Source organism: Streptomyces sp. NPDC093221 (assembly GCF_044753885.1).
Taxonomy (GTDB): domain Bacteria; phylum Actinomycetota; class Actinomycetes; order Streptomycetales; family Streptomycetaceae; genus Actinacidiphila.
On record NZ_JBIVOA010000003.1, the window covers coordinates 409,722 to 430,695 of the forward strand.

Here is a 20,974-nt window from a genome sequence, read left to right on the forward strand (position 1 = left end):
CCCGGCGCTTGTGCGTTTCAGGACGTCTTGAGCGTGGTGACCGGGACCTGCACGGTGAGCGCCGTGCCGCCGGGGCCCGAGGTCCAGGCGCGGCCCGCGCGGGCGTGCGACCGTACGGCGCTGATGGACAGCCGGGCGCCGATCAGGTCGCCGTCGGACATGTTGCGCGGGGCGAGGACCAGGCCGCGCCGGGACCGCTTGGCCGCGGTGAGCCAACTGCCCAGGCCCAGCGAGAGGGAGTCGGCGGGACCGGCGGCGAGCAGGCCGATGCCGCGTTCCCTTCCGGAGACCACGATGTCCTTGAGGATCTTCTCCGCGCCGCCCATCGCGACCAGGTCGGCGTCGTCCACGATGACCACGCGCGGTCCCGCCATCGCGTCCAGCGCCTCGCGCACGGCGTCGGCGGACGGGTCGGGCTCGGTCAGCAGCCGGACCTGCGGGTGCCGGGCGAGCGCCCGCAGCGGCGACTCGCGCGGGGTCAGCACCACCAGCGAGGTGCCGCCCGCGAGCAGCGAAACGGCCAGGCAGGCAAGGGTGTTGCTGCGCCCGGAGCCGGGTGGCCCGGCGACGAGGAAGGACGGCGCGCCCTGCGCGAAGTCCACGCCGACCGCGCCCGCGCCGTCGCCGCCGACGCCCAGCAGGCCCCACATCGGGCGGCGCAGATTGGCGGGCACCTTCTCGTAGACCTCCGAGAAGTCGGCCACCGCGGGCAGCGGGGCGACCGGGAACGGGCGCCGGTCGTCGGGGACGTTCACCGCGCGCCGGGTGGCCGCGGCGCCGATCCTGCGCAGCGCCTCGACCTGGCCCTGGCCGCTGTCGTCGGCGTCGAGGAGCGCGATCTGCGTCTCGGTGCGGCTGACGATGTGCCAGCCGCGGCCGTCGGGGACGGACGCGGGGACCTGGCTGGGCAGCATGCCGATGAGGTTGTAGTCGCTGCGGTCGGCCTGCCGCAGCAGCAGCTTGTGGTCGTTGTGGGCGGCGATCCGGCCCGCGATCAGGGAGCGTTCCGAGGTGGCGACGACGTGGATGCCCGCGGCCGCGCCCTCGCGCAGCAGGCGGGTGATGTCGCCGAGCAGCCGCCCGTTGTCGTAGTCGTCGATCAGCGGGGACAGCGCGTCCCAGCCGTCCACGAGCAGCAGGATGTGCGCGGGCCGTTCCGCCTCCGGCAGCAGGTCGCGCAGTTCGTTGAGCCCGGAACAGCTCCGCGCCGAGCACGCCTCCTGACGTTCGGTCAACTCCCTTACCAGGCGGCCGAGAAGGCGCTCCAGGTGCTCGAAGTCGTGCCGGGACACCACGGCTCCGCAGTGCGGCAGCGCGGCCACGGCGGCCAGTCCGCCGCCCGCCGCGTCGATCCCGTAGATGTGCAGGTCGCTGAGGCGGGCGGTGCGCGCGGCGGAGCCCGCGATGGTGCGCAGCGCCTGGGTGCGGCCCGAGCGCGGGGCGCCGATCACGTAGAGGTGCCCGAAGGTGGCCAGGTCCACGGTGGCGACCCGGCGTTCCTGGAGCTGCGGGATGTCCTCCAGGGCGTACGGGAACGGCGGCGGGAGCGTCTTCAGGCCGGTGGCGCCGGGGCGTTCGACCGCGGGCAGCTCCTCCAGCAGCACCTTCGGCTCCAGGGCGGGCAGCCACGGGCTGGGCTGCGGCTCGTAGTCGTCGAGCAGGTCGGCGGCCTCGCGCACCGCCGCCACCAGGACCTGGAGGTCGGTGGGCGCGAGCGGCCCCTGCTCCTGCGGGGTGTCGTCGTCGCCCGCGGGCAGGGCGGCGGGGCGGCCGAGCCGGGTCCAGGACAGTTCCGCGGCGTGGACCTTGGGGCGGGCGAGCGCGGGGCGCGGCCGGCCGTCCGGGTCCTCGCTCTCTTCGGCGGGGCGTTCCGCGCCGACCCACGCGGACTGGAACGGGACGGCCGAGCGGTGTCCGTAGCGGACCAGCGCGCGTCCCGGGGTGCTCGGCGAGATGTGCACGGCGTCGCCGGTGTCGATGATGTCCTGGCTCTCGACCATGTCGGTGACGCGCAGCGCGATCCGCAGGTTGGTGTTGGCCTTGATGTCCGCGGTGACCGCGCCCGCCGGGCGCTGCGTGGCGAGGATGAGGTGGATGCCGAGCGACCGGCCGCGCTGGGCGATGCTGATCAGCCCGGTGACGAAGTCCGGCACCTCGCGCACCAGCGTGGCGAATTCGTCGATGACCAGCAGCAGCCTCGGCAGCGGCGGGAGTTGCGGGTCGGTGGCGGAGGCAGCGGCGGCGGCGCGCTTGGCCCGGTACTCGGGGTGGTCCTTGGCGTCGTGCTCGGCCAGGATCCGTTCCCTGCGCCGCAGTTCGGCGGCGAGCGAGTCCAGGGCGCGCTGGACGAGGTGCGCGTCGAGGTCGGTGACCATGCCGAGGGTGTGCGGCAGGTTGGCGCACTCGCGGAAGGCGCTGCCGCCCTTGTAGTCGACCAGTACGAAGGTGAGTTCGTCGGGGCGGTTGCCCGCGGCGAGGGAGGCGACGAAGGACTGGAGGAGTTCGGACTTGCCGGATCCGGTGGTCCCGGCGACCAGGCCGTGCGGCCCGTCGCGTACCAGGTCCAGCGACATCGGCCCGTCGTATCCGGTGCCCAGTACGAAGGTGGTGGTCGCCGGGCGCCTGGTCCAGCGGTCCACCAGCGCCCGCGCGTCCGGCGGTTCCTGGCCGAGCAGGTCCAGCAGCCGTACCTCGTCGGGCAGTCCGCTGTCGTTGTCCGGGCTGACGTCGCGCAGCGGCGCGAGCGCCCTGGCCACCCGCTCGCACCAGGCGGAGGCGACCAGGTCGGGCCGTACGCCGGTGACTTCGGGCAGTCCAGTCCTGCGGACCGTCAGACCGGCGCCGGAGACGGTGACGACCGCACCGCACTCCTCGGGCAGCAGCCGTTCCTGCTCGTCGAGGCAGAGGCTGAAGACACGGACCGGCGGACCCTCGGTGAGGATCTGCACCATGCCCGGCACGTCGCGCAACTGCCGTGCGCTGTCGGCGATCACGAGGATGTCGGGCGCGGTGAACATCGCGCGTCCGATGGACGAGCCGAGCGCCCGCTGCCGTGCCTGGATCTGCGAGACCAGTTCCGAGACGCGGTTGGCGACGCTCTCCGGGTCGTTGCCGATGGCCACGACCGGGCCGTTGGGCGAGTACGGCCGCAGGTGCGGCAGCCATCGCACCCAGCCCCACTCCTGCGCGCGGGACGGCTCGGTGAGCACGACGATCCGCAGGTCGCGCGGACTGTGCAGGACCGCGGACTGGGCCACGCACCAGCGGGCCAGCGCCTGGACGGGCGCGGCGGTGCCCGCGACGCCGACGACGCCGAGTTCGGTGATCTCCACGCCGATCGGGATGTCGGGCAGATTCCAGCGCACGGTGCGGTGGTTCTCGTCCTGCGCCGGGTCCTCGATCGCCTTCACCGACGGCATGTCGACGGTGCCGACCCGCAGCACGAGGTGGTCGGGGTCGCGGCGGCGGCGTTCCCACAGCCGGCTGCCGGGTCCGGTGGCGATCAGGCCGAGGGCCGCCGGGTCGGGTCCGGTGTCGCAGCGCACCCGGCGCTCGCGTACGACGGCCGCGCGGATCTCCCGCTCCACCACGCGGCGGCGGGCCCGGTAGCGGCGGCGCGACTCCACGTGCGTCTTGTGGTTGTTGCGGCGGCCCATCACCCAGTTGGAGATCGCCATCAGCGGCGTGAAGAGGATGAACACCAGGTAGAAGTACGAGTGGAAGATGCCGACCATGACCAGGCCGAGCACGACCGGCGCGAACATCATCAGCAGCGGGAACGGCACGCGGACGCGCTGTCCCGGCGGGGACGGCAGGCGCAGCGACTCGGCGTCCAGGTGCGGCGCGATGCGCGGCGGCCGGTTGAAGTCGACGCCGATGCCGTCGGCGGAGTCGGCGACCGCGGCGTCCGCCTCCACGGGGGCGACCATGCGCAGCAGCGTCGTGCCGACGGCCAGGTCGACGTCCACCGGCCACGCGGTGCGGTGGTCGGCCTCACGGCGGGCGGTGGTGTCGGCCTGCGCGGGCGTACGGGCCGCGACGGTACGGGGGTCGGCGGCCGGTCCGCGCGCCGCCTTCCTGGCCGCCTTCCGCGCGGCCCGCGCCGCCTTCTCCGCCTCGTCCACGGCGCGCGCCGCGTCCATCCGCTCCTCGGGTGTGGTCCGGTCGGGCGCGGTGCCGGTCAGCGGGTCGACGTCGGAGGGCGGGACGGGGACGCAGAGCCGTACGGAGCCGCCGTCGATCCGGTCCTCGGCGCGCTCGCGGTGCCAGTACGCGCTGCCGTCCGCGGCGATCGTCACCCACAGCCCGTACTCGGGCGCGTCGGCGCCGCGGACCCGGATCGCGCAGCGAGCGTCCGTGCCGATCTCGTAACTGCCCTGCGCGAGCTGCCAACTGCGGCCCGCGCCGGGGCCCGAGACGCTGTGCACCTCGGCGAGCACGGGTTCGCCGGGCGCGGGCTGGACGCGGCCCGCGAGCGGGTCGGGGTCGGGCGGGGCGCCGCCGACGCCGAGGACGCTGCCCTCGCGGATGCCGCTGTCGCGGATCGGGGCCTCGGGGGCGAGCGGTGCGGCGCCGAGGTGGAGGGCGGGGCCCGCGTCGGGGTCCGCCGGGCCGTCGGGGCGTGCCGGGTCCGCCGCGGGCGCGCCGGGGCGGCCCGCGGTGGCGGGTGTGCCGTCGGCCCGGACGCGCAGCGCCTCGGCCAGGTCGCCCACGGTGCAGCCGTCGGGGAGTTCCAGCAGGTGGTCGCGGTGCACGGCGCCCGCGGTGGTGCCGACGGCGTCGACGGTGGTGAGAGTCAGCTTCACGATGTCCAACCGGGGTGGTGGGGGCGGCCGGGGGCGGCGGTCAACGGTCGGTCGGCGGTCAGTCGCCGCGCGGGGCGGGCGCGGTGGTCATGGCTCCCGAGCCCACGGACTCGGCGTCGAGTGTCCCGGCTCCGCCCGCGGACTCACCGGCGGCGGGTCCGGTGCGGGCGCGTCCCCCCGGCGGGGTCGCGCCGGATCCGGGCCCGGCGGCGGCCGACGCCGAGACGCCGATCGGGCCCGACTCGGCTCCGCCACCGCTGCGTTGACGGGGCGTCACCTGGGCGTGGCCGACGCCCCGCGCGAATTCTGTGGACGGCGCGCTCGCGGCGGATACCGCGGAGACGCCCACCGGGCCCGGCTCCTCGGCCCGTTCGACGTGCGCGTGCGGTGCCGGGGCGCGGACGGGCGCGGCCAGCGGCGGCGGTTCGTACGGCGGCAGCGACCCGATCGCGGCGGCCACCGCGCGCGGCACGGATGTCGCCCGGACCCGCAGCGGTGTGCCGTGCACCGTGAGCAGTCCGTCGCGGTCCACGTCCAGCAGCCGGGCGCGGCCGTGCGTCCTGCCGTACGCCAGCACGCGCGGCCCCGCGGCGCCCGCGAGGTCGGCGGCGTCGGGGAGCGGGCCCTGGCAGACCACGAAGGCGGGGCCTTCGTGGGTGTCGCTCCACCGGGCGGCGTCGCGCAGCGCCTGGGCGACGGGCGGCCCCGCGTGCCGGGGGTGCACGCCGTCGGCGACGGTGACGGCGCCGGGCGGCAGCCGCCGGTCGAGCTGGGCGGCGAGCGCGTGGACGAGCGGGCGGGCGACGCGTTCGTCACCGTCCAGCGAGGTGACCGGCGCGCCCGAGGCGAGGTCGAGGAAGACCGCGCGGTCCCCCTCGACGCCGACGGCAGCGATCAGTACGGGCGGTGCGACCGGCCCCTGCTCCCAGCCGGCGCCTTCCCCGAGGGCCAACCGGCCCGCGAGTCCGGCGGGTTGGAGGTCGTGCCACTCCTCGTACGCGCTCCACCACACGCGCGGGTCGCGGTCGTCGGCGACCCACGGCGGCGGCGGTTCGGGGACGTCCCGGCCCGCGACGAGGACCCCGACGAGACCGGCGTCGGTCCCGTCGCCGACCAGCACGCCGTACGGGCGGCAGCGGTCGGGGGCGGCGGCGTGGGCGGCGCGCAGCGCGCGCTCCCCGGTCCGCCAGACGCCGGGGTCGTCCAACAGGCGTCCCAGCAGCCGGAGTTGCCGCCGGTAGCGGACCCATCCGCGCAGCGGCGCGGTGAAGGCGTTCGCGGTGAGGCGGCTCTCGCGGCGCACCCAGCGGCGCACCACGCGCCATCCGCCGATCCGGCGGACCGACCGGTTGGTGAGGACCAGCACGGCGATGACCAGGCCGAGGACGCCCAGCACCGTGCAGATGGCGCCCCGGTGGTCGGTGAACACCTGGAGGGGCCCGCCCGCCAGCTCGACGACGGCCGGTTGCGGACGGGTCATGCGGCCGTCTCCTCGTTCTCCAGCACACCCAGCTCGCGGCGCAGCGAGCGGATCGCGTGGTGGGTACGGGACTTGACGGTCCCGCGGGGTATCCCGAGGACGTCGGCGACCTCTTCGCTGCCGCGTCCGTAGATGTGCACGTGCACCAGTACCTCGTGGTGCGCGTAGGGCAGTCGCCGCATCGCCTGTTGCAGCCACCGCCGGTCCACCACGCGGTCGGCGAGGTCGTCCCAGTCGGCGGTGTCGGGGCGGACGTCGGCCGCGCTGCCGACGGGTATCGCGCGGTCCTTGCGCCAGGTGTCGACGGCCAGATTGTGCGCGATCCTGAACAGCCAGGGCCTGATCGGCCGCTCCTGCCAGTCCAGTTGATCGGCCCTCAGCCACGCCCGCAGCAGGGTCTCCTGCACGACGTCCTCGGCGTGCCGCAGGTCGGGGGCGAGCAGCTTCGCCACGTACCGCAGCAGCGCCTCGCGTTCGCCGCGCAGCCGGGCGGCGGCCAGTTCACCGCCCGCGACGGAGGGGCCGGTTAAGCCGCCCGCCTCGCCGGAGACCTCACCGCCTGACAGTGCGTCAGGAAGATCCTGTGTCGGTTTCACCACAGTTCCCTTTCTGCCTGCCAGCTCTCCCGATCACAGTAGGCGGCCGGTCGTCACCGTCCGAGAACCCCCGATGAACACCGCGCAACAACCACATGACTCCCATGCGAATCAGCTGCCCCGGCGCTAGCGGCCCGCCGAACACCCTCTGAGCTGGGAGGAGTTCGCGGGCACCCGAGACAGGTGCGGTCCGTGCGAAGGGGACGCCGCCGTTCGCGCCGAGGGCGTCCGCGCGCCCTGCCGCGCCCCGCGCTCTGCCGCGCCCCGCCCTGCCGCACCCCGCCCTGCCGCGCCCCGCCCTACCGCGCCGTCATGTCCTGCGTGCCGATGACCGAGAGCAGCTCCAGTTGCTCCGCGCCCTCGGTGCCGGGGGCGGCGCTGAACCAGAGCAGCCGCTGCCGGCCGTCCTCGCTGAACAGGCAGTGGCAGTCCAACTCGATGACGCCCAGCGACGGATGGACGATCCGCTTGTGGTCGGTGCGGCGGAAGGCCACGTCGTGGGCGTCCCACAGAGCGGCGAATTCGGCGCTCTCACGCCGCAGATGGGCGACCATCCGCGCGACCTCGGTGTCCCGGCCGCGCTGGCCCGCGACCGCCTGGAGGTCGGAGACGAAGACCCGCGAGTGGTGCGGGTGGTCCTCGGGCGGGTAGATCCCGCGCGCCCGCGGATCGGTGAACCAGCGGAAGACGAAGCTGCGGGCGGGGCCGCGTACGGCGGGTGGACGGCCGAGGAGCGCGGCGGCCGGCTCGTTCTGCGCCAGCGTCTCGTGCAGGTCCGAGATGACCTGGGCGGGGGTGGTGGTCAGCCGGTCGAGCAGGCCCAGCAGCGCGGGCTGTACGGGGGCGGCCGAGCCGTGCGCGGAGGGGGGCACGGGCCGCTCGGCGAGGTGGAACAGGTGGTCGCGCTCGTCCGTGGTCAGCCGCAGCGCCCTGGCCAGCGCGGCCAGCGTCTGGGCCGAGGGCTGGGCGCCGCGGCCCCGCTCCAGCTCGGTGTAGTAGTCCGCGGAGAGCCCGGCGAGCTGGGCGACCTCCTCGCGGCGCAGCCCCGGCACCCGCCGCCGCGGCCCGGCGGGCAGCCCCACGGCGTCCGGCCGTATCCGGTCGCGCCGGGTCTTCAGGAACGCCGCCAGCTCGGGAAGATTCACCCCTCCATCGTCACTCGCCGCGCCCGGCGGGGCCAGGCCGCAGCCAGGGGACGGCAACCCCTGGGTGGGCTCAGCCCTGGCTGACCGCGTGGAAGCGACCGACAGTGGGAAGCGGACCGGCCCCCGGCAGGACGTACGAACGCCGGGGCGGTCCGCCCGCCCGACCGCCCCCGTTTCCGTACAGGAGCCCCCCATGACGACCACCCCCGAAACCCCCTCCCGGCCGCGCGTCGCCGTCGTCACCGGCGGCTCACGCGGCATCGGCCGCCAGGTGGTGACCCGGCTGGCCGCCGACGGCCACGCCGTGGTGATCGGCTACGCGGGCAACCGCGGCCTGGCCGAGGACGCCGTCGAGGAGGTGACCGCGGCCGGCGGCCAGGCGCTCGCCGTCCAGGCCGACATCGCCGACGAGACGGCCGCCGCGGCGCTCTTCGACGCCGCCGAGTCCGCGTACGGCGGTGTCGACGTCGTCGTGCACGCCGCCGGGCGCATGGCGCTGTCGACCGTGGCCGAGCTGGACCTGGCCGAGCTGGACGCGATGCACCGCACGAACATCCGCGGCACCTTCGTCGTCGCCCAGCAGGCCGCCCGCAGGGTGCGCCCCGGCGGCGCCGTGGTCACCTTCTCCACGTCCGTGCTGGGCCTGTCCTTCCCCGGCTACGCCGGTTACGCCGCCAGCAAGGGCGCGGTCGAGGCGGTGACGCTGATCCTCGCTCGCGAGCTGCGCGGCCGGGACGTCACCGTCAACGCGGTGGCGCCAGGCCCCACCGCGACCGACCTGTTCCTCGACGGCAAGGACGAGGAGACCGTCGCCCGCCTGGCCGCCCAGCCCCCGCTGGAGCGGCTCGGCACCCCCGCCGACATCGCCGAGGTCGTCGCCTTCCTCGCCTCCCCGGCCGGTCACTGGGTCAACGGCCAGGTCGTCCGCGCCAACGGCGGCATCGTCTGACCGGCCCCTTCGAGCGGGCGTCGCGCGCGGCCGTACGGCCTCGGGCCCCGCGACCAGGCCCGTCGCGTACGGCCGCGCGTACACACACACGGCCGTACGGCCTCGGGCGCGCGGTCAGCCGATGACCGGGCCCAGGGCGACGCGGCCGTCGCCGCCGCGGTTCAGCCACGCCGAGATCTCGCCGCCCGCGCCGATCAGGATGGAGTCGGTCTTCCCGTCGCCGTCGAAGTCGGCGCAGCGGACGTGGCTCGCGTCGGCCGTCCGTCCCGTGGCGATCTGGCCGAGCAGCGCCGTGGAGCCACCTGCCGGTGCGCGACGGCGCGCCGGGCGCCACCGGGCGCTTCGCGTAAAGCACGCGCCCGCGCGCGTGTCCCGGTGTCAGGCCGCCGTGTCAGCCCGCTGGTACGACCGTCAGCACGACCGCCGGAAGCGCCTCACGGAATCCGGCCGCGCGCCAGGCACCGTCAGGCGGACGCCCCTTCACGGCAAGCGCGCCCGCGGCCTATCCCGGTGTCAGCGCTGCCAGCAGGACCGTGCGGTCGTCCGTGGTGGCGTCGGCGGGCGGGTCGCGGAGGAGGGTGTCGCAGAGGGACTGCAACTGCTCCTGGCCGACGTCGACTTCGGCCAGTGCGGCGGCCTCGGCGGCGGCGCGGGCGGTGGCGCCGCCAACGGGATCCGTACCGGGGCCGGTTGGGGCGCGGTCCGCACCGTCGGCACCGATGACCGGGCCGCCCGGCGCCCGTTCGCCTATGCCGTGGTCGAGGGAGCGGGCGAGCCGGGCGATACCGGCGTCGATGTCGGAGCGGCGGCTCTCGATCAGGCCGTCGCTGTAGAGCAGCAGCAGCGTGGGCTGGTGGATCTCCAGCACGGAGGGCTCGGCGCTCCAGGCGCTGAGCCCCAGCGGCAGTCCGGCGCCGAGCGGGACGGGGCGGGCGGCCTCGCCCGGTGCGCGGATCAGCGGCGGCGGGTGGCCCGCGCCGACGAGGGTGCAGGTGTGCTGTTCCGCGTCCCACTCGGCGTACACACAGGTGGCGAAAGAGGCGTCGGGGGTGTCGGCGGCGAGGGCGTCGAGCCGGTGCAGCAGTTCACGCGGATCGGTGTCCAGCGCGGCCAATGTCCGCGCGGCGGTGCGCAGTTGGATCATCGCGACGGCGGCTTCCGGGCCGTGTCCCATGGCGTCGCCGACGATCAGGCCGACCCGGCCGCCGGGCCTGGGCAGGACGTCGAACCAGTCGCCGCCGATGATGTCGTGCGGGCCCGCGGGCCGGTAGTCGTGGGCGACGCGGCAGCCCTCGAAGGTCCGGTCGGTGTCGGGCAGCATGCTCCTGCGGATGGCCAGCGCGGTACGGCGCTCGTGCTCGTATCGGCGGGCGTTGTCCAGGGCGACCCCGGCCCGCGCGGCCAGCGACTCGACGCCCGCCATGTCCTCCAGGCCGAACGGCGGCAGGTGCGGGCCGCGGGTGCAGGCGATGAAGCCGATCACGGCGCTCTGGAGGCGTATGGGGACCACGAGGAAGGACGCGGTGCGTAACAGGTCGTGGATGCGGGCGTCGCCGCGTCCGGAGGCGGCGAGCCGGTCGAAGGTGTGGGTGTCGACCGCGTCGAGCAGTTGGGCGTGGCCGGTGGCGAGCGCGCGGGCGTACGGGGTCTGGCGCGGGAAGACCAGCACCTCGTCGATCGGCAGGACGCCTTCGGTGCTCTCGGCCGCCGCCGCGCCCATCCGCAGCGCGAGCCGTCTGGCCTCGATCTGCGGCGGATCGGCGGACGTCCCCGCGCTCTCGTCGACGAGCCAGCGCTCCAGCAGATAGACGGAGGCGGCGTCGCAGAATCCGGGCGCCATCGCGTGGACGACATGGTTTCCGGTCATATGCAGATCGAGCGCGGAACCGATGACATCGGCCGCTGGACCGACCGCCAGCCGCCCGCGGCGCGGGGGCGGCGGCTTCTCGCGGAACGCGGAAGCGGCCCCCGGCGCGTCCTCGAGGGCGCTGTCCTCGGGCTGTTCGTGCGCTTCGTGTCGCAGGGTCGTGCCTTCCGCCGAGCCGTTGCGGCGGGCGGCCGAAACCACCCGGTGGCGACGTACGCACCCCGCAGCGCCCCGTCACCAGGATTCTATGATGACCGTTCAAGACGCGGCCGTCGAAAGGGACTTGTGGTGACCGGACGCAAAGAAGTCCCGGAGGGCGTGGATCCGGCCAAGGCGAGCGTGGCGCGGATCTACGACGCGATGCTCGGCGGGGAGCACAATTTCGCCATAGACCGGGAGGCGTTGGCCGCTTTCACCGCCATCGACCCGCAGGTGCGGGCGCTGGCGCGGGCGAACCGGGCCTTCCTGGGCCGGGCGGTGCGCTATCTGGTCGACGCGGGCGTCCGGCAGTTCGTCGATCTGGGCTCCGGCATCCCCACGCAGGGCAACGTCCACGAGGTCGCGCAGTCGATCGCGCCGGGCACGCGGGTGATCTACGTGGACAACGATCCGGTGGCCGTCGCGCACAGCGCGTCGCTGCTCGCGGACAATCCGGACGCCGACATCGTGAGCGCGGACATCCGGCGGCCCGACGACGTACTGAACTCGCCGCAGCTACGGAAGCTGATCGACTTCAACCAGCCGGTCGCCGTCCTGATGATCACGATCCTGCACTTCATCACGCACGCGGAGGACCCCGAGGGACTGGTCGCCGCCTACCGCGACGGGCTGCCCGAGGGGAGCTGGCTCGCGCTGAGCCACGCGACCGACCAGGACCGCCCCGGCACCGCCGCCGCCGTCGGCCAGCTCTACCGGTCGAAGGCCACCTCTCCGGTCACCGCCCGCTCCCACGACCAGATCGCCGCGCTCTTCACCGGCTTCGACCTGGTCCCGCCGGGACTGGTCTACGTCCCGCTGTGGCGCCCCGATCCGGCCGACGAAATCCCGGACAATCCCTCGGAGTTCTGGGTCTACGCGGGCGTGGGCCGCAAGAGCGGCTAGGGGTGCGGATCGCGGCGGGGCCGGGAACCGCGCAGGTCCGGACAGCGGACCGCACGGGTCCGGTTCGGCTCCCGGGCCTGTGCGCGGGCGGGTGGCGACGTACGATCAGCGGATGGCTGACATGACCGAAACCACGCCCGGCTGGCTGGCTCCCGACGAACTGGAGCTGACGCGCGCACGTATGCCGATCCTGTATGTCGACGCCGTGCCGGTGCGGGTGGACGACAGCGGGGAAGTCACCCACATCGGGCTGCTGCTGCGCATCGGGCCCGACGGGACGATCAGCCGCACGCTGGTGTCGGGCCGGGTGCTGCACCACGAGCGGGTCCGCGACGCCCTGCTGCGGCATCTGGAGAAGGACCTCGGCCCGGTGGCGCTGCCCCGGATCCCGGCCTCCCCGCAGCCGTTCACCGTCGCCGAGTACTTCCCGACCGAGGGGGTCACCGCGTACCACGACCCCCGGCAGCACGCGGTGTCCCTCGCCTACGTCGTACCGGTCGCGGGCGACTGCCGCCCGCGCCAGGACGCGCTCGACCTGGTGTGGTTCACCCCGCAGGAGGCGTCCTCGCCGCAGCTCCAGCAGGAGATGCCGGGCGGTCGCGGTGTCCTGCTCCGGCAGGCCCTGGCGAGCGTCGGCTGCCTGTCCTGACGGTCCGGTCCCGGCCCGCCGCTCCTGTCATCTGTCAGGAGCGGCGGGCCGTTCCCCTTTCCTACGGTGCTGGTGGCGGCCTCGAAGGGCCGGTTCCGCGAGGAGAGGGAGAGCGACATGGGCAAGGTCATGCGGGGCGTGGCGGCGCTGGCACTTTCGGTGGCGGCCGTCGGGACGGTCGGCGCGGCGCAGGCCGACGCGGCGGGCGGCACGGTCCACGGCTGCCCGTACGGCGCCGTCTGCGTCTACCCGAACGACACGGACTGGGGCAACGACCACCCCAGCTTCGTGTACTGGAGCTACGGCGCCCACAACCTGAGCAATCAGTACGGGTGGCACGACGTGCTCAACAACCAGTCCGGGGGCGCCCGGGCGAGGCTGTGGACGGGCTACAACGGCACCGGCCAGGTCGTCGACGACCTGGTGGCGGGCGGCGCCTGGCACTACGACCTCGGCCCGGTCAACTCCATCACCCTGGACCGCCCCTGACGGTCCGTCAGCCTGCTGACCGGGCCGCCGGGCACGTTCAAAGTCCGCACCAGCCGGTCGAGGTCGGTGTACGCAGTCCGCGCACCGGAGGCCATACCGGACATCGCACCGGAGGCCGTACGGGACGTCGTACCGGCGGCTGTGCCCGTCGCGTACGTCTCGGTGTACGGATGCGACCGGCCGCTCGGCGCCGCTTGGCCCTGCGCTTGCGCCAGCGCCTGGGGGGCCACGGCGCCGAGGTAGGAGCGGGCCCGCGCCTGCCGCTCCTGACAGGTGACAGGGGTCGCCTGTACGGCGGCAGGGCGCGGCACGGGCTAACGGCCGGTCGTGCCGGGATTCCGGGTCGTGACGGCCCCCAGGAGGGGGCGGGGGGGGCGACCGCTGGACGGCTGCTCGGCGGCGGCGGTCCTCAGAGCCGGTCGGCGTCCGCGATCACTTCCATGACGAACGCGCCGGTCAGCCGGAGCCGCCGCACCCGGTCGGCGAGGTCCGGGTCGCGGGCGAGCCCGGCCGGAAGCGGCTCCGCGCGGCGATGGGCGAGGGCCGTGCGGATCAGCGGGTGCCAGCGCGGCGCGAAGGTCTCCAGGGCGTACTCCCCCGCGCCCTCCTTGGAGACGATGTCCCCGGTGGCGACCGTGCGGTGCAGCCGGGACACCCCGAGTGCGCCCCAAGTGGTGAGCGAACGTCCCGCCGAGCGCGCCGCGACCAGCGGCTTGCCGGGCGTCTTCCCGGCCAGCGCCTTCTCGGCCCAGGGGTGCCAGTAGCCGTGCAGATTTTCCAGATTCCACGCGCGCAGGCGTTCCGGTTCCGGGTCGAGCCCGAGGGTGCCGGGGGCCGGGCCGCGCAGCGGGATGCCGCGTTCGCGCAGCACCTTCCACACCACAGGGTTGACGTCGAAGGCACGGCCGCGCGCGAAGGAGTTCCCGGTGTGCGAGGCCAGCGGGCGGATGGCCGTCACCGGTCGGCGGAGGTCGGCGGCCGACACGTAGACCGCGTTCACCGTGCCGGGGACCGTCACCCGCGCCCGCAGCAGCGCCCGTACGACGGGGGTGGCGTTGCCGACCGGGTGCAGCGCCCGCAGCCGCCGGAGGTCCCCCGCCGTGAAGCCGCCGTCCACCGCCGCGACGACGTCGATGTCGCTGCCGCCCGCGCGCCACGCCCCGAGCGCGGCCGAGCCGACCACGTAGAAGTGGGTGATCCGGCCCGGCAGCAGCCGGTCGGCGGCGGACAGATAGCGGCGGGTGAGGCGGGCGGCGTCGGGATGGAGCATTCGGGGAGTCTGCCACGGGTGCCCCGGGGCCGCGGTGCGCTGCCGGCCCGGCGTCCGGTACGAGGACGGCGGGCGGGCGGTCAGCAGGCGGTCGATCAGCGGGCGGTCGATCGGTCGGTCGGTCGGTCAGCGGGTGTCCCGCCCGGCGGCGCGCCACTCCGGTGCGAGGATCGACCAGACCTCGGCGTCCTGCCGTACGCCCCGGTAGAGGTAGGTGGCGCGCAGCAGTCCTTCGCGGGTCATGCCGAGCCGCTTGGCGACGTTGACGCTCGGCGTGTTCTTGGGCGACACCATCCACTCCACGCGGTGGATGCCGCGTTCGTACACCGCCCAGTCGATGATGACGCGGGCCGCCCGGGTGACCAACCCCCGTCCGGCGGCGGCCGGTTCGAGCCAGCAGCCCACCTCGCAGTTGCCAGCCGCCGCGTCGAAGACCTTGAACAGGACACCTCCGACGAGCAGTCCGTCGAGCCAGATGCCGTAGAGGCGGCCCGCGTCGGCCGCCGTCTTGTCGGCGTACGACTGGAGCCAGTTCCGCGCCGAGTCCAGGTCGGCGGTGGCGTCGGCCAGGCCGATGTGCTGTCCGACGTACTCGCGCCCGCGGTCCATGTGGGCCAGGAACTCCTCGGCCCGCCACGGCTCCAGCGGGCGCAGCTCGGCGTCGTCTCCCAGGGAAATCGCGAACATCTCGTCCTCCACGTCGGCATCGCACGGCGGCGCCGCTCCACGGCACGCGCCCCCGCAGACCTACCGCAAAGGGAGCCGCCGCGACCAGCGGTTTTCGCCCGGCGCGGGTCCGTACCCCTTCGGGCGTACGGGGTCAGCGGTCGGCGCGGGCGCGCCAGGCGAGGAACGGGACCAGGGGCGACTGGCCGTCCAGGTAGATCCAGGGCATCTCGGTGGCCCGGTCCCCGAGGACCTGGAACAGCGGACGCGCGAGGCGGAGGTCCCCGGCGAGCGCGAAGGTCATCGCGAAGGTGTTGAAGGCCAGCGGCCAGTCCCGGCGGCGTACGAAGTCCGGGTGGTAGACCGAGCGCGCGGCGGCCTCGTTCACGGCGCGGACCACGTCGGCGTCGGCCAGATACGGCGACTCCGCGTCGCCGCCGAGTGCCAGCCACTCCTCCAGGTGGGCCTGGGCGACGAGGTGGCCCATCGGGCTCCCGGCGGGGGCCGTCAGCATCGACTCGCGGGCGAAGGCGTGCGTCCGGGCCCACGAGCCGCCCCACTTCGGGCAGAGCTGCTGCACGTGCTGCCGGTGGGCGGCGACATGGCCGGGCGAGCGGCGGCAGGTCGCCGCGAAGCGGCGCTCCGCGACATCGGATCCGACGCCGAGACCGCGCCCGGTGATCTGGAGGAAGTACCAGGGCGCCGCCCAGGTCGGCTCGCGCTCGGCCGCCTCCAGCAGGTGGTCCTCGGCGACGGTCAGCCGGGCCCGGAAGAGCTCCCACTGCTCGTCCGACACGTATCGCGCCGCGAAACCCGTACGAGCGTGCCAGGCCCAGGCGACATGCCGGGCGCCGGAGACCAGCAGCGGCAGCGCGTCGTCCGGCTCGGCGGCGATCACGTCGCCGATCCACCGCTCCACCCCGGCGACGCTCTGCACGCCCTCCAGCAGGAAGGTCAGGTCCTCGCCGTCCGTCGCGGCGGCCAGTCGCGCGCGGATCAGCGGCCACTGCTCGACGCCCTCGCGCGCCGCCGCCCGGATCTCGGCGAGCCGCGCGTCGCCGTAGGACAGGTCGATGCCGGGGACCCGCTTGCGGCGCAGCAGGAAGGTCTCCCCCTCCGCGCGGCGCACCCTCAAGAGGCTGGTCCAGGACATACGACGCAGAATACGCCGGGCGCCCGACCGTCGCCGGTCCGGTGGCCGCCTCCCGCCGGTACGGTGGCCGCCTCTCGCCGGTACGTGGCCCGTCCCCTCGCCGGTACGTCACCGGTCCGGTGGCCGCCCTCGCACGCTCCTCGCCCGGTGCGGCCCGCACGGCCCATCCGGCCCCTGGACGTACGGCGTCCCCGGCCGGTTCGGCACGGCGCGGCCCCTGTCCGGGACCCGCGGACCGCGCCCGCGCCAGCGCCGGATGCGGGTTGTCGGCGCGCCAGACCAGCGAGTGCGGGTCCGTCGCGTGCCTGCTGGAACCGTGCCGCGTCGGCGACGGCGACGAAGGTGCGTACGGCGTCGAGATCCACGCCGACCGACGCTGCTCGCGGCGTACGACGCTCCCGCTCCCCGGCCCCCGGCCGCCTCCGGAACCCGGTTGCCCCCGTCCCGAGGCCGCTGCCACAGTCGTCGCCATGACCGCCGACTCCACCGCGACCGCCACGACCGCCACGAGTTCTTTCACCGCGCCCGACGGGACCCGGCTCGCGTACCACGCTCTCGGCGAGGGGCCGCCGCTGATCTGCCTGCCCGGAGGCCCGATGCAGGACAGCGCGTATCTCGGGGACCTCGGCGGTCTCGCCGCGCACCGGCGGTTGATCCTGCTGGACCCGCGGGGCACCGGCGACTCGGCGGTCCCCCAGGACACCGGCTCCTACCGCTGCGACCGGCTCGTGGACGACGTGGAAGCCCTCCGCGTCCATCTGGGCCTTGACCGGGCGGATCTGCTCGGGCACTCCGCCGGTACGAATCTGGCCGTGCTGTACGTCGCCCGCCATCCCGAACGCGTCGGGCGGCTCGCGCTGATCACGCCGAGCGTCCGGGCGGTCGATGTCCCGGTCACCGGGGACACGCGGCGCGGGACGGCGCTGCTGCGCGAGGGCGAGCCGTGGTTCCCGGCCGCTTTCGCCGCGCTGGAGGCGGTCGTCGCGGGCAAGGGCGACGCCGGGACGTTCCGGGCCGTCGACCCCTTCTTCTACGGGCGTTGGGACGACGCGGCCCGCGCGCACCGGGACGCGGGCGAGGCGCGCAGGAACGCGGAAGCCGGGGAGGTCTTCGGTTCCGAGGGCGCCTTCGACCCGGCCGCCACCCGCGCGGCCCTGGCGCGTTTCACCTCCCCCGTCCTCGTACTGGCCGGGGAGGTCGACCTCAACACCCCGCCCTCCGCCGCGGCCGAGGTCGCCGGTCTGTTCCCGCGCGCCGAGTCGGCCGTCCAGCCCGCCGCCGGTCACTTCCCCTGGCTCGACGACCCGGCGCGTTTCGTGTCGACCGTGGCGGCCTTCCTGCGCTGACGAGCACGCGGCCGAGACGTCGGCCGTCAGGCAGCGGACGTGATCGCCTCGTCGAGTACGTCCCTGAACGGCGTCGGCGGGCGGCCGATCAAGGTGGCGAGCGCCGGGTCGACCGCGGTGAACTCGCCCTGCCTGCCGGCCGCGAACATCCCGAGGAGCAGTTCCGCCTGCGCGGGTGAGGCGCCGTGCCCGACGAGGAGGTCCCGGTACTCGTCGTCGCCGATGACGACGCGCTTGACCGGGCGCCCGGACAGTTCGGCGGCGGTCTCCGCGACGTCGGCGAGATCGAGCGCTTCGGAGCCGGTGAGCGGCGCGGTCGGACCCGACGGGCGTACGGACCGGTCGTCGGCGGTCAGCACGCGCGCGGTGGCCTCGGCGAGGTCGGCGTGGGCCGTCCAGGAGATGGGGCCGTCCTCCGGCGCGGCCAGCTCGCCCGTGCGCACGGCGGCGCCGAGCAGCATGATCGCCGAGCTGGCGTAGTAGCCGTTGCGCAGGGAGGTCCACGGCACGCCCGAGTCGCGCAGCGCCGCCTCGGTGGCGGCGTGGTCGGGCATGGGCGCGAAGAGGGAGGTCGGGCTCGCGCCCATGTGGCTGGTGTAGAGGATGCGGCCGGCCCCGGCTGTTTTGGCTCCGTCGATCGCGGCGTGGTGCATGGCGAGGGCGGGCTCTCCGGTGACGTCGGCCGAGACGATCAGCACCTGCGCGGCGCCCTCGAAGGCGTGCGCGAGGGTCGCCGGGTCCGTGAAGTCGCCCCGCCGTACGCGGACGCCCTTCTCCGCCAGGTCCCGCGCCTTGTCGGGGTCGCGGACGCTGACGCCGATCTCCTCGGCGGGGACGCGGGTGAGCAGCCGGTCGACGACGGCCCGGCCGAGTTTTCCGGTGGCTCCGGTGACGATGATCATGAGATGTCTCCAGGTGGGTAAGGGTTTGCGCGGCCTCGGCGCACGGGCGACGCGCGGTCGACAGATCGACATGCCGATAGGTGTCGCCGTGCCAGTGGCGGCACGAGCAGCACCGAATCACTGCTAACAACTCACACGCTAGCACCGATACCGAATCGCCGCTAACGTGATTCCTGTTACCGTCGACACCATGAGCGTCGGAGACATCGCCCCTGGGGACGGCCCGCGCGAGCGCATCCTCGCCGCCACCGCCAAGCTGCTCGCCGAGGGCGGCCGGGAGGCCGTGTCGACCCGGGCGGTCGGCGCGGCGGCCGGAGTGCAGGCACCGACGATCTACCGGCTCTTCGGCGACAAGCAGGGCCTGCTCGACGCGGTCGCGGCCGACGGCTTCGCGGCCTACCTGGCCAGCAAGACGGACCTGGAGCCCGGCGCGGATCCGGTGGCGGACCTGCGGACCGGCTGGGACCTGCACGTCGGCTTCGGCCTCGCCAACCCGGCGCTCTACCAGGTCATGTACGAGCGGACCAGGGGCTCGGTGCCGCCGACGCCCGCCGAGGTCGCGGGCGTGGCGGTGCTGGCCGGGCACATCCGCCGGATCGCCGAGGCGGGCCGACTGCGCGTGAGCGAGGAACGCGCCTCGCTGCTCGTCCAGGCCGCGGGCCAGGGCATCACCAACACGCTGATCTCCCTGCCGCCCGACCGCCGCGACCCGGAACTGGCCGCCCTGGCCCGCGAAGCGGTCATCGCCGCGATCACCACCGACGCCCCGGCCGCCACCGACCCCGCCTCCGGTCCCGTCACCGCCGCCGTGGCCCTGCGCGCCGTCCTCCCCCGGACCTCCGCCCTCACCGCCACCGAACAAGCCCTCCTGCGCGACTGGCTCGACCGCATCGCCACCGCGAAGCCGCAGCCGTAGCCGTAGCCGTAGGCCGTAGGCCGTCCGCGCCCCGAAGGGCCGCCGTGGCTGGCGGCTGGCGGCTGGCGGCTGGCGGCTGGCGATCAACCCAGCCCTGAGCGTTCCGGTCGGGCGGTCCGGTGGTCGACGGCGGGGCGCAGCCAGGGCGTGAGTTGGACGATTCCCCAGGTGGCCTCGGCGGCGAGGAACAGCCACAGGATCCGCGAGGCGCCTTGGGCCAGCGCGTACGCCATCCACGCGGAGAACAGGGTGCGCGCGATGCCGTCGAGCAGGCCGTGTTCGGGCAGGGTCCGTACGATGCGGAGGGCAGCCCAGACGACCACCACAGAGCCCATCAGATTCGCGAACAGGGTCTGCCACACGTCGAGTTCGGGCAGGCCGCCCCAGCCGAGCGCGTCGCCCGCCGAGGACAGCGCGTCGTGCACCCGCGCGTAGGTCCACGGTGTGACGAACCCCACGGTGACCGCGAGGTCGTACCAGGCACTCGCGCGTACGACGCGGAGATAGGCGGGGCGTGCGGGGGCGTGGAAACGGATCATGGGGAGGCTCCGGCCGGTTGGGGGGCTCAGCGACGGCCTCACGCTAAACAGTGGAGTACGGTCCAAGGTCAAGCTCATCGGCCGAGGGGGAGGCGCGGCATGCGTATCGGAGAGCTGGCCGCTCAGACCGGGATGACCAGGGACGCGATCCGGTTCTACGAGAAGGTCGGCCTCGTCACGGGCCGACGCCTCACCAACGGCTACCGCGACTTCCCCCCCGAGTCGGTGGCCTGGCTGCACTACGTCCGCACCGCGCAGACGCTCGGATTCTCCCTGGCCGAAATCGCCAGGACCGGCGAGGAGTTGCGCGCGGCGCCGGACCCCGCCGTGGCGCTCTCCGCGCTGTTCGAGGAGAAGATCCGCCTCCTCGACGCCCGCATGGCCGAACTCGCCACCCTGCGCGCCGAACTCACCGACCGCGTCGGCACAGGCTGCCCCCTCCGGGCGGTCGAACCGGACGGCGACGGTGCCACGCGCGTGACGGCCCGCCCCCTGGCTCACGCCATCCGGCCAGTCGTCTGAAGGACCGAGTGACACGGTGCCGGTGCCGGTGCCAGTGCCGATACGGCGACAAGGGCCCAACCCGGCCGCGCCGAGCGCCTGTTCCGCGCCCGCGCCGTCGTCGCCGCCGCCCCGTGCGTACCGTCCGCATCGGGGGACACGCTTAGGCGGGGGATCGGCGAGGCATATGCCCCTGGCTGTCCGGCAAAGGGGGGTGCGGGGGCGGGATGAGGGCCGCCCCGATCTCCCCTTGGTGCCCGGCCACCAGTACCCTCTTGATCCTCACGGCACCTCCTCCACGGTTCCCGGGCGAACCCCGGTCCCCTGTCGGCGCCTTCGGCGCTCGGCCCTCCCGTGGAAGGGGCAGTTCGGGCGGACAGCCGTGACCCCCGGCAGATCGGCCCGGCTGGCGGTGGGAAATCCGAGTACGGAACAGGGCGTCGAGGTGCCGCGCACAGCGGCTCCTCCTCAAGGGGCAGCGCGAGGGGCGGAATCAGGTGGACGACGACAACGGCACGGGCATACCCGGCGAGGACGGCGCGACGGCCGGGGACGGCAAGCCGGCCGGACAGCGGCAGCCGGGCCCGAGGCCCATGGCCC

At 74.7% G+C, this 20,974-nt stretch carries 18 protein-coding genes; 7 read left to right on the top strand and 11 right to left on the bottom strand.

The annotated features are described in order from the left end of the window. Positions 1-17 precede the first annotated feature (17 nt). The 4 genes from ACIQCJ_RS13715 to ACIQCJ_RS13730 all read right to left on the bottom strand — a co-directional run bounded on the left by ACIQCJ_RS13715 (position 18) and on the right by ACIQCJ_RS13730 (position 8,026). Entirely contained in the window at positions 18-4,805 is a 4,788-nt protein-coding gene (locus ACIQCJ_RS13715; protein WP_402711457.1) for an FtsK/SpoIIIE domain-containing protein, read from the bottom strand. A gap of 58 nt (positions 4,806-4,863) precedes the next feature. Next, on the bottom strand, positions 4,864-6,285 hold the full coding sequence (locus ACIQCJ_RS13720; RefSeq protein ID WP_402711458.1) for a hypothetical protein: 1,422 nt from the start codon (positions 6,283-6,285) through the stop codon (positions 4,864-4,866). Next, on the bottom strand, positions 6,282-6,881 hold the full coding sequence (locus tag ACIQCJ_RS13725) for a sigma-70 family RNA polymerase sigma factor (protein ID WP_401308476.1): 600 nt from the start codon (positions 6,879-6,881) through the stop codon (positions 6,282-6,284). Before ACIQCJ_RS13725 ends, ACIQCJ_RS13720 begins: the two co-directional genes overlap by 4 nt. 299 nt (positions 6,882-7,180) lie before the next feature. Then, positions 7,181-8,026 (bottom strand): helix-turn-helix transcriptional regulator, encoded by an 846-nt coding sequence (locus ACIQCJ_RS13730; protein ID WP_355341518.1) that lies wholly within the window; start codon positions 8,024-8,026, stop codon positions 7,181-7,183. Between the two features lie 193 nt (positions 8,027-8,219). Between ACIQCJ_RS13730 and ACIQCJ_RS13735 the strand changes: the two genes are divergently transcribed. After that, a complete protein-coding gene (locus ACIQCJ_RS13735) occupies positions 8,220-8,975 on the top strand; it encodes an SDR family oxidoreductase (RefSeq protein ID WP_402711459.1) in 756 nt (251 codons plus the stop codon). A gap of 114 nt (positions 8,976-9,089) precedes the next feature. Here ACIQCJ_RS13735 and ACIQCJ_RS13740 read toward each other — a convergent pair whose 3' ends face one another. Together ACIQCJ_RS13740 and ACIQCJ_RS13745 are read right to left on the bottom strand one after the other, a co-directional pair. Further along, positions 9,090-9,263: a hypothetical protein gene (locus ACIQCJ_RS13740; protein ID WP_402711734.1), complete on the bottom strand. Its 174-nt coding sequence runs from the start codon at positions 9,261-9,263 to the stop codon at positions 9,090-9,092. Between the two features lie 214 nt (positions 9,264-9,477). Continuing rightward, entirely contained in the window at positions 9,478-11,043 is a 1,566-nt protein-coding gene (locus ACIQCJ_RS13745) for a PP2C family protein-serine/threonine phosphatase (RefSeq protein ID WP_402711460.1), read from the bottom strand. 159 nt (positions 11,044-11,202) lie between these two features. On the opposite strand from ACIQCJ_RS13745, the gene ACIQCJ_RS13750 reads away from it, so the two are divergent. The 3 genes from ACIQCJ_RS13750 to ACIQCJ_RS13760 all read left to right on the top strand — a co-directional run bounded on the left by ACIQCJ_RS13750 (position 11,203) and on the right by ACIQCJ_RS13760 (position 13,081). Beyond that, on the top strand, positions 11,203-11,943 hold the full coding sequence (locus ACIQCJ_RS13750; protein ID WP_391163267.1) for an SAM-dependent methyltransferase: 741 nt from the start codon (positions 11,203-11,205) through the stop codon (positions 11,941-11,943). A 121-nt stretch (positions 11,944-12,064) separates the two neighbouring features. Then, the gene (locus tag ACIQCJ_RS13755) at positions 12,065-12,592 is read left to right on the top strand and encodes an NUDIX hydrolase family protein (protein ID WP_355341772.1); all 528 of its coding nucleotides are present in this window, start codon (positions 12,065-12,067) and stop codon (positions 12,590-12,592) included. A gap of 72 nt (positions 12,593-12,664) precedes the next feature. Further along, positions 12,665-13,081 (top strand): hypothetical protein, encoded by a 417-nt coding sequence (locus ACIQCJ_RS13760; RefSeq protein ID WP_402711462.1) that lies wholly within the window; start codon positions 12,665-12,667, stop codon positions 13,079-13,081. Positions 13,082-13,490: 409 nt separating this feature from the next. Here the strand turns inward: ACIQCJ_RS13760 and ACIQCJ_RS13765 are convergent, their stop codons facing one another. The 3 genes from ACIQCJ_RS13765 to ACIQCJ_RS13775 all read right to left on the bottom strand — a co-directional run bounded on the left by ACIQCJ_RS13765 (position 13,491) and on the right by ACIQCJ_RS13775 (position 16,170). Then, a complete protein-coding gene (locus ACIQCJ_RS13765) occupies positions 13,491-14,351 on the bottom strand; it encodes an aminoglycoside adenylyltransferase domain-containing protein (protein WP_402711463.1) in 861 nt (286 codons plus the stop codon). 126 nt (positions 14,352-14,477) lie between these two features. Continuing rightward, on the bottom strand, positions 14,478-15,038 hold the full coding sequence (locus ACIQCJ_RS13770) for a GNAT family N-acetyltransferase (RefSeq protein WP_402711464.1): 561 nt from the start codon (positions 15,036-15,038) through the stop codon (positions 14,478-14,480). Between the two features lie 133 nt (positions 15,039-15,171). Further along, positions 15,172-16,170, bottom strand: a complete 999-nt coding sequence (locus ACIQCJ_RS13775) for a hypothetical protein (RefSeq protein WP_401308495.1) — start codon at positions 16,168-16,170, stop codon at positions 15,172-15,174. A 470-nt stretch (positions 16,171-16,640) separates the two neighbouring features. On the opposite strand from ACIQCJ_RS13775, the gene ACIQCJ_RS13780 reads away from it, so the two are divergent. Further along, positions 16,641-17,516, top strand: a complete 876-nt coding sequence (locus tag ACIQCJ_RS13780; RefSeq protein WP_402711465.1) for an alpha/beta fold hydrolase — start codon at positions 16,641-16,643, stop codon at positions 17,514-17,516. Between the two features lie 26 nt (positions 17,517-17,542). On the opposite strand, the gene ACIQCJ_RS13785 is transcribed toward ACIQCJ_RS13780, so the two are convergent. Further along, a complete protein-coding gene (locus ACIQCJ_RS13785) occupies positions 17,543-18,418 on the bottom strand; it encodes an SDR family oxidoreductase (RefSeq protein ID WP_401856366.1) in 876 nt (291 codons plus the stop codon). Between the two features lie 190 nt (positions 18,419-18,608). Here ACIQCJ_RS13785 and ACIQCJ_RS13790 point away from each other — a divergent pair, with 190 nt between their 5' ends. Continuing rightward, on the top strand, positions 18,609-19,334 hold the full coding sequence (locus ACIQCJ_RS13790; protein ID WP_402711467.1) for a TetR/AcrR family transcriptional regulator: 726 nt from the start codon (positions 18,609-18,611) through the stop codon (positions 19,332-19,334). Between the two features lie 83 nt (positions 19,335-19,417). Here ACIQCJ_RS13790 and ACIQCJ_RS13795 read toward each other — a convergent pair whose 3' ends face one another. Beyond that, positions 19,418-19,873: a hypothetical protein gene (locus ACIQCJ_RS13795; protein ID WP_391163082.1), complete on the bottom strand. Its 456-nt coding sequence runs from the start codon at positions 19,871-19,873 to the stop codon at positions 19,418-19,420. Positions 19,874-19,972: 99 nt separating this feature from the next. On the opposite strand from ACIQCJ_RS13795, the gene ACIQCJ_RS13800 reads away from it, so the two are divergent. Continuing rightward, positions 19,973-20,395, top strand: a complete 423-nt coding sequence (locus ACIQCJ_RS13800) for a MerR family transcriptional regulator (protein WP_391163080.1) — start codon at positions 19,973-19,975, stop codon at positions 20,393-20,395. Positions 20,396-20,974 lie beyond the last annotated feature (579 nt).